Raw genomic sequence first — 1,104 nt, 5'->3', positions numbered from 1 at the left:
AATTCTTTTAGCTTCTTAGGACTAATGGCCTTATTTGATATTAACTCACCATGTCTATCTATCTTACAAATCTGGATAACATTTTTTGCTAAATCAAGACCGATTATCTGAGAATTTATCATAAAGAACTCCTGTATTTTGTCATTCGAACCATCTTACCTTAGTTAATAGGATGGTGGAGTTCATACATCGATTATGTGTTTATTCACAAAGAACTAGAGTGCTTTTTTAATATGATTATTTTTGATAAATAATAGCCAGCAGCCAAACCCAAAACTACGACACCTGGAGAGCTATTTATGAATTTTACAATTACCAATATTGAAACCCAAACAATAGCTAAACTAAGTACTTCAGTAATTGAAATATTAGATTTTATTTCAGCGTTTTTATTTTCCATTTTATATATTCTCCATATTTAAAATATTCACCTAAACTAGTGAAACACATAACGCTTTAGATAATGAGCCAATATTTTATCCTAAAAAAAAACCTCGTAAAGGCCAAAATATAGTCTCATTTATCGTCTTGTTGGACATCCGTGACCTCTGTGGATATTGCCACACTAAACAGGGCTGCGCTGTCGATTTATTACCCAGTAGAGTACCTTAACCAGCTCCATTTACAACCCTGTTGTATAACGATTTTTTTCATCTCCCACGACAATGCCACCCGTCAATCGCAGGTATCTCTCCCACTGTTCTCAGTCTTGTTGACTTGCTTTTAATTCTTCCATTGAGGACGTCAAACTCGTACTGCTTAATTCCGCACAAATCACACAATCTATCGACAAGCCATATTTATCCATCATGGCTTGCCAGTCTGGTAAGCTTGGCATTTTATAATCAGCTTGCCCTAGTGCTTGCCTTGCTTGATTCAAACGGACTAACTGACTGGGGTGGTAAAATCCGTAATAGCGGATCATCTGTTGGTTAGGGATCGGTAGGTGACGTAAAATCTGCCGTTCAAAATCCGCGATAGCATACCGACTCCTGACCATTTTATGAGTGCGGTGATCGCGATACTTAAATAGCACCTGCTCCGCTTTTATCCCTAATATCTGGTGGTTTTCAGTGCTCCCCCCTAAATAATCACTAGCCAGCC

General features: G+C 37.7%; 2 protein-coding genes. Both read right to left on the bottom strand.

All coding sequences use genetic code 11. The features are described from left to right. Positions 1-205 precede the first annotated feature (205 nt). Positions 206-400, bottom strand: a complete 195-nt coding sequence (locus tag AB4238_RS21255) for a hypothetical protein (protein ID WP_372035496.1) — start codon at positions 398-400, stop codon at positions 206-208. A gap of 303 nt (positions 401-703) precedes the next feature. After that, the coding region (locus AB4238_RS21250; RefSeq protein ID WP_372035494.1) for a transposase at positions 704-1,104 on the bottom strand (401 nt) is incomplete at its 5' end.

Source organism: Shewanella sp. 10N.286.45.A1, from assembly GCF_041470405.1.
In the GTDB taxonomy this organism is placed as follows: Bacteria; Pseudomonadota; Gammaproteobacteria; order Enterobacterales; family Shewanellaceae; genus Shewanella.
This window is presented reverse-complemented; position numbering and strand designations above follow the sequence as displayed.

Excerpts from the sequence above, each read along its gene's own strand:
- AB4238_RS21255 (WP_372035496.1), bottom strand. The coding sequence starts at position 400 with ATGGAAAATAAAAACGCTGAAATAAAATCTAATATTTCAATTACTGAA.